The organism is Streptomyces bobili (genome assembly GCF_002154575.1).
Taxonomy (GTDB): Bacteria; Actinomycetota; Actinomycetes; order Streptomycetales; family Streptomycetaceae; genus Streptomyces; species Streptomyces bobili.
In genome coordinates this window covers 1-6,419 of sequence record NZ_MUBA01000321.1, presented here as the reverse complement: position 1 = coordinate 6,419, position 6,419 = coordinate 1, and the positions used below count along the sequence as shown (strand labels likewise).

The window sequence follows — 6,419 nt, the reverse complement described above, 5'->3', positions numbered from 1 at the left end:
CGGGGAGTACGTCGCCGACGCGGTCCGCGTGGTCCGCGAATCCGGCCTGCCGAACCGCACCGACGCCATGTTCACCTCCGTCGAGGGTGACTGGGACGAGGTCATGGACGTCGTCAAGCGGGCCGTCGCCGCCGTAGAGGCGCGGGCACCCCGTGTCTCCCTGGTCCTCAAGGCCGACATCCGTCCCGGCGTGACGGACGGCCTGACCTCGAAGGTGGAGACCGTCGAGCGGCATCTGGCGCCACCGGCACAGGGCGAGTAGCCGGGCGGGCGGGGTCTCTCACCGGTCTCTCGCCGGTCTTTCACCGCTTCGAGGAGGCCCGCCGCAGGTACTGCCGCACCGCCCGCTGGGCGACCGGCCCCAGTTCCTCCAGCGCACCCACCAGTGACCCCAGCTGCTCCAGTGCGTCCAGCGCCGAGGCGGCGCCCGCCCCGTCGACCCCCTCGTACAGCTCGATGCCGACGAACGAGGCGGCGACCGCGCGCGCCAGCCCGGCCGGGTCCGCGAACTCGCCGAGCGGGGTGTCCGCGAGCACCCGGGCGAGCACCCGCTCGATCTCCACGATCCACAGGTCGAGTCCCGCCGCCGTGGCCGGGCCGAGCGTCTCGTGCGTCTGGGCGCCGGCCAGGAGCTGGCCGAGCAGCATCACCTGTCCGCCGGCCCGTTCCTGCTCGTGGATCTCCCGTCCGACGGTGAGCAGTTCGGACAGCGAGGCGACCGCCGAGAAACGGTCCCGGTAGCGGGAGACGGACCGCTCCGCGCCGTATTGGCATGCCGCCGCGAGCAGTTCGTCCACCGAGCCGAAGTGGTAGAAGACCAGGGCCTGATTGACACCCGCAGCCGCCGCGACCGTACGGGCCGACGTCTTCGCGATGCCCTGCTCGGTGAGTGTGCGCAGCGCCCCCTCCAGCAGCTTCGTCTTCGTCTCCTGGGACTTCGCGGTCTCCGGGGTCATGCACGGGCCTCCTCGCGCACCGGGCGCAGCCCCGGCCGCACGCCGCGGGCGCGGACGTCCGAGTACGTCGCGGTGAAGGACCCCTCGTACCCGAACAGCGGGCCGAAGTACCGGTTCACCACCCGGACCCGGATCCGGAACCGGCCCGCCGCGTCGTCGTACGACTCCCGCACCTCCGCCGTCGCCCCGATCAGCTCCGGCACGCGCGCGTCGACCACGCCCTCCCGGAACCGGTGGGTGCCCGAGCGGATCAGCAGGGAGCCGTCCGCCTCGGCGTGGAAGTACAGGTCGGTGGCGAGGTGCTGATGGGTGCCCAGGTAGTCGAGGACGCGGTCGCCCTTCGGACCGAGCACCATCTGGGCGTCGAACCGGCGGGGCCCGCCGGGCAGGTCGAAAGTACGCACGAAGGTCACCGTCTCACGGCCGAACGAGTCGGTGTACGGCACGTTCTCGATGACGAACGGCACCGCACGTCCCGCGCGCGGGACCAGGATGTTGCGGGTCCCGCCCAGCGCCAGGAACGGCTTCACGAACGCCGCGCCGTGCCAGACGCGGTCCATCACGCCTTGGCCGGTGCAGGCCTCCCCCCGCTCCAGTCCTACCGAGAATCGGCGCCGCAGCTGCGGGTGCAGACGGTCGAAGCCGGCGCCCATCGCCGTACGGAAGATCGAGGTCATCGCGGGCCGTCCAGGGTGCGCAGGAGGTGTGGCGCACGCGCGCGTGCCGGTGGAGTGCGCAGGCAGCGGCGGGCGGCCGGGGTGCGGGAGAGGGGGGACACGAACAGCGCCAGGCACACCACGACGCTCATCAGCAGCGGGGGCAGGAAAGCCGCCGACGCCGCGAACGGCCCCAGGAGGCGCAGCAACGACTCCCAGCCCAGGCCCGCGCAGGCCATGGTGACGGCGACGGCGCGTACGGCCAGCTCCGCGAGCCAGTTGCGCAGCGCGCGTTCGGGTGTGATGCCCCGCTCCAGCCACAGCCGCAGCCGGTCGAAGGACCAGGCCGTCGCCCAGCCCATCAGCGGGCGGAACACCGTCCTGTCGGCCAGCGCGCCGAAGACGCCCCAGCGGGGCCGGTAGTCGTAGCCGGTGAGGAAGCGGACGCCGTCGCCGTCGGGGACGTAACGCCAGTAGCCGCTGCCCTCCGCGAGCAGCGAGAGCGGGTGCGGCGAGGCGAAGCGCAGGGCGGAGACGCGGGTGCCGTCCGGCCGTTCCCGTTCCCCCGCCGAGACGCCCGTGCCGGCGACTGTCAGGAAGGGCAGCACGCGCGTGGCGTACCGGAAGCGCTGCGGCTCGCCCTCCGCGCGCGGGAGGTGGGCGATCTCGGTGAAGCGGAGGTCCCAGCGCTGGTGCTGCGCGGGGTCCTGGGTGCGGGTCCACAGCTCGTCCGGATCGGCGCGGATGCGTGCCTCGATGTAGAGCCCCATGCGAATCCCCCGGATCGGACTGTTGTTTGAGCGATCGCTCAACACTCCGGGAGTGAAGGTACACGTGTTTGAGCGGTCGCTCAATAAGGTGACACGGAACGGGGTTATGGGCGCCGCCCGATGGCTAACCTCTCCCGGGACTCGATCGAGCCCCGTCCGGCGGACGGGGATTCAAGGGGTCAGGGCATCAGGCGTCAGGGCGTCAGGGCGTCAGGGCATCAGGCATCAGGGCATCAGGCGGAGGCGAAGTGGCAGCGCGGCGCGGGCCGGTACCGGTTCGAGGCGGAGTGGTTCGGGACGGAGCGGTGCGGGGCGGAGTGGGCAGGGCGACGACGGCGGCCGTGGGGAAGGCCGTCGTGGCGGTCGCGGCGGTCGTGTCGCTGGCGGCGCTGGGTGGCGGGGCGGCACCCCCGCGCGCGGAAGGGGGCGCCTGTACGCTCGCGCCCGGCGCGCTGACCGTCGACGACCTGCCCGCCGGGTCCTCCGTGCTCGACTGCGAGGCCGTCGGCCGCCTCGTCACCCACGCCGGAGCCGGCGTCACCGTCCCCGGCCCCGGCATGAAGGTGAGCGTCGACGCCCTCACGGAGGACGGCTCCCTGCACGGCTTCACTCTCGCCGTCGCCGCCGACGGCACGGTCTCCTACGACGACCTGACCGACGCCGATACGGACGCCGACGCCGCGTCCGCCCACGCCCACGCCCGCGCGTCGGTCGCAGCCGCCCCCGGCCGGGCACGGGCGGCCTGCGCCGACGACGCCTACGCCACCGCCGGCCACAAGGAGTACGACACGTACGAGTGGTTCCTCGGCGACGGCACCCTGCCCGGGAACCTCGCCCCCGACGACGCCCGCCGCGCCCTCGAGGACGCCATCGGCACCATCACGGCCAGCCGCAACGACTGCGGCTTCGGCGACACGGTCACCGCGAAGGCACGGTTCCTGTCCCGCACCGGCAACGAGGCCGACATCGACCGCGACGCCCGCTGCATGGCCCGCGACGGCGTGAGCGTCTGGGACGCGGGCGACCTCAGCCGCGGGGTCGTCGCCACCACCTGCTCCTGGAGCCGGGCCGTCTCCGGCGGGCCCGACTCGCTGCGCGAGGCCGACGTCCGCTTCAACACCCGCGACTACACCTTCACCGACCACCCCGGCGAGGCCTGCTCGAACACCTACGACCTCCGCAGCGTCGCCACCCACGAGGCCGGACACGTCTTCGGCCTCGCTCACGTCGGCGAGAGCCACGAGAGCCAGACCATGTACACCAACTCCTTCGCCTGCTCCACCGCCGCCCGCACCCTGGGCCGCGGCGACGTCCTCGGCCTGCGCGCCTTGTACTGACGGGCCGGTGCGCCCTGTCCCGGAAGGCCTGGCGGACCGAGGAACGAGACGGGGCTGACCGCGATATGACCGACGGGTAGGGTCTGGTGCCGTGCCGAAGCCGCCCAGCCTTCCCTTCGACCCCATCGCCCGCGCCGACGAACTCTGGAAGCGGCGCTGGGGAAACGTGCCGTCCATGGCCGCGATCACCTCGATCATGCGCGCCCACCAGATCCTCCTCGCCGAGGTCGACGCGGTGGTCAAGCCGTACGGGCTGACCTTCGCGCGCTACGAGGCCCTCGTGCTGCTCACCTTCTCCAAGGAGGGCGAGCTGACCATGTCGAAGATCGGCGAACGGCTCCAGGTGCACCCCACCTCGGTGACGAACACCGTCGACCGCCTCGTGAGGTCCGGCCTGGTCGCCAAACGCCCCAACCCCAACGACGGCCGCGGCACCCTCGCCACCATCACCGACAAGGGCCGCGAGGTCGTCGAGGCGGCCACCCGCGACCTGATGGCCATGGACTTCGGCCTAGGCGTGTACGACGCGGAGGAGTGCGCGGAAATCTTCGCGATGCTCCGCCCACTGCGGGTGGCGGCGCAGGACTTCGACGAGGAGTGAGGGCACCGGGGCGCCCGGCCGTCAAGGACGGACCAGCGGCTGCCTCGTTACGGTGGTTGCCCGCCGGATGACTCGCGTAGACCGGCCGGACCGGGCATTTCTGCTGCCATCCTGTCGGCCGATCATCGTTCGGATGCCGAGAGTCCGGCTTTGCCGGCAGCGAGGAAACCTGTCTTGTTAACTGTTCGAAAATGGGTGCGTGGCGGCCTGACCGCCGCGAGCGCGGTGGTTCTCGCCGCTGCGATGACGCTGGGCGCGACGGGCACGGCGCACGCCAGTGCCACAGGATCCAGCCCCATCGGCACCTTCGACTACGACGTACGTGGGATGGGAGTGCGAGTGCCCGTCGGCTGCTTCCTGACCCACACGATCAAGGGCTCGGGCAAACGCCTCACGAGCGAGTTCGCGGGGGTCGACTGCGCCGGGCTGGCGGCCACGTTCGTCAGGTTCTGCAACTGGAGGATCGACTTCTCCTACGCCGACACCGACAACAAGTCGTACCGGACCTCTCGCGGGTCCACCCACCCGGAGTGCAAGGGGGACCCGCTGCGGCGCGCCAAGCCGCAAACGCTGCCCACGTACGGCAAGGCATGCGCCAAGTTCTTCGTGAACGGCAAGCTTCGCGCCGTCCAGTGCCACTACATCACCAGGTAAGAACCGCCTCAGCGGTCGGCTCCCGGCTCTTCGGGGGTCAGACCGCGGCGGGTGTGGGGGTGGCGTCCTTCTCGATCAGGGGTGCCACCTCCCGGCTCACCCGGCGCTCCACGAAGAAGGCGGCGGTGGGCACAGTGCCGGCGAGGAGCACCCACAGGAGTCGCCCGACCGGCATTTTGGCCTTGTTGCCGAGGTCGAAGGCGAAGAGGAGGTAGAGCACGTACAGCCAGCCGTGGGCGATACCGACCGCGGTGACGAAGGCGTCGAACCCGTCCAGGTTCAGCAGGCGCTTCCCGATCACGCCCACAGTCAGCATGATCAGCAGGACAGCGGTGACATAGGCCATCACCCGGTACCGGGTCAGGACGTTCTTCTTCATGGCGTCGAGCGTAACGGGTGGTCCGAGGCGTCCTGCGCGTGCGTCCTGACCTGCACCACTATCATTTACTAGGACGTCCTAGTAAATTCGAGGGTATGGACGCTGACGCCATCGAGGAAGGCCGCCGACGCTGGCAGGCCCGTTACGACGCCGCGCGCAAGCGCGACGCAGACTTCACCACGCTCTCCGGCGATCCCGTGGAGCCGGTGTACGGGCCACGGCCCGGTGACACGTACGAGGGCTTCGAGCGCATCGGCTGGCCGGGGGAGTACCCCTACACCCGGGGGCTGTACCCGACCGGCTACCGGGGGCGTACCTGGACCATCCGGCAGTTCGCCGGGTTCGGGAACGCCGAGCAGACCAACGAGCGCTACAAGATGATCCTCGCCAACGGCGGCGGGGGCCTCTCCGTCGCCTTCGACATGCCGACCCTCATGGGCCGAGACTCCGACGACCCCCGCTCCCTCGGCGAGGTCGGGCACTGCGGGGTCGCCATCGACTCGGCCGCCGACATGGAGGTCCTCTTCAAGGACATCCCCCTCGGCGACGTGACGACCTCGATGACCATCAGCGGGCCGGCCGTACCGGTCTTCTGCATGTACCTCGTCGCCGCCGAACGGCAGGGCATCGACCCGGCCGTCCTCAACGGCACCCTCCAGACCGACATCTTCAAGGAGTACATCGCGCAGAAGGAGTGGCTGTTCCAGCCCGAGCCCCATCTGCGCCTCATCGGCGACCTCATGGAGTACTGCGCCGCCGGCATCCCCGACTACAAGCCGCTGTCCGTCTCCGGCTACCACATCCGCGAGGCCGGATCGACGGCCGCGCAGGAGCTGGCGTACACGCTGGCCGACGGCTTCGGATACGTGGAGCTGGGGCTGTCGCGCGGGCTCGACGTCGACGTCTTCGCCCCCGGCCTGTCCTTCTTCTTCGACGCGCACCTCGACTTCTTCGAGGAGATCGCCAAGTTCCGTGCCGCACGCCGGATCTGGGCCCGGTGGATGCGGGACGTCTACGGGGCCAAGTCCGAGAAGGCGCAGTGGCTGCGGTTCCACACGCAGACCGC

The 6,419-nt window shown here is 70.9% G+C and carries 8 protein-coding genes and 1 pseudogene; 5 read left to right on the top strand and 4 right to left on the bottom strand.

From position 1 onward, the window contains the following. On the top strand, window positions 1-262 hold a 262-nt coding region (locus BZL64_RS24805), incomplete at its 5' end, for a thiamine-binding protein (RefSeq protein WP_086771411.1). Window positions 263-302: 40 nt separating this feature from the next. On the opposite strand, the gene BZL64_RS24800 is transcribed toward BZL64_RS24805, so the two are convergent. From BZL64_RS24800 to BZL64_RS24790, 3 genes are read right to left on the bottom strand one after another with little or no spacing between them, the layout of a single operon-like run. Continuing rightward, window positions 303-956 (bottom strand): TetR/AcrR family transcriptional regulator, encoded by a 654-nt coding sequence (locus tag BZL64_RS24800; RefSeq protein WP_086771410.1) that lies wholly within the window; start codon window positions 954-956, stop codon window positions 303-305. Beyond that, a complete protein-coding gene (locus BZL64_RS24795; protein WP_086771409.1) occupies window positions 953-1,633 on the bottom strand; it encodes a DUF4166 domain-containing protein in 681 nt (226 codons plus the stop codon). The genes BZL64_RS24800 and BZL64_RS24795 overlap by 4 nt, the downstream gene beginning before the upstream one ends. Beyond that, a complete protein-coding gene (locus tag BZL64_RS24790; RefSeq protein WP_086771408.1) occupies window positions 1,630-2,382 on the bottom strand; it encodes a hypothetical protein in 753 nt (250 codons plus the stop codon). Before BZL64_RS24790 ends, BZL64_RS24795 begins: the two co-directional genes overlap by 4 nt. Before the next feature lie 341 nt (window positions 2,383-2,723). Here BZL64_RS24790 and BZL64_RS24785 point away from each other — a divergent pair, with 341 nt between their 5' ends. From BZL64_RS24785 to BZL64_RS24775, 3 genes are all read left to right on the top strand, one after another. Beyond that, window positions 2,724-3,719: a matrixin family metalloprotease gene (locus BZL64_RS24785; protein ID WP_244205479.1), complete on the top strand. Its 996-nt coding sequence runs from the start codon at window positions 2,724-2,726 to the stop codon at window positions 3,717-3,719. A gap of 91 nt (window positions 3,720-3,810) precedes the next feature. Beyond that, window positions 3,811-4,320 carry a MarR family winged helix-turn-helix transcriptional regulator gene (locus tag BZL64_RS24780; protein ID WP_086771407.1) on the top strand — a complete coding sequence of 170 codons (510 nt, stop codon included), beginning with the start codon at window positions 3,811-3,813 and terminating at the stop codon, window positions 4,318-4,320. Between the two features lie 174 nt (window positions 4,321-4,494). Beyond that, window positions 4,495-4,974 carry a hypothetical protein gene (locus BZL64_RS24775; RefSeq protein ID WP_086771406.1) on the top strand — a complete coding sequence of 160 codons (480 nt, stop codon included), beginning with the start codon at window positions 4,495-4,497 and terminating at the stop codon, window positions 4,972-4,974. A 37-nt stretch (window positions 4,975-5,011) separates the two neighbouring features. Here BZL64_RS24775 and BZL64_RS24770 read toward each other — a convergent pair whose 3' ends face one another. Continuing rightward, window positions 5,012-5,353, bottom strand: coding sequence for a DUF3817 domain-containing protein (locus BZL64_RS24770; RefSeq protein WP_086771405.1), 342 nt, complete (start codon window positions 5,351-5,353; stop codon window positions 5,012-5,014). Window positions 5,354-5,448: 95 nt separating this feature from the next. Here BZL64_RS24770 and icmA point away from each other — a divergent pair. Then, window positions 5,449-6,419 (top strand): annotated as a pseudogene (gene icmA / locus BZL64_RS24765) (coenzyme B12-dependent isobutyryl-CoA mutase large subunit); the annotation flags it as partial.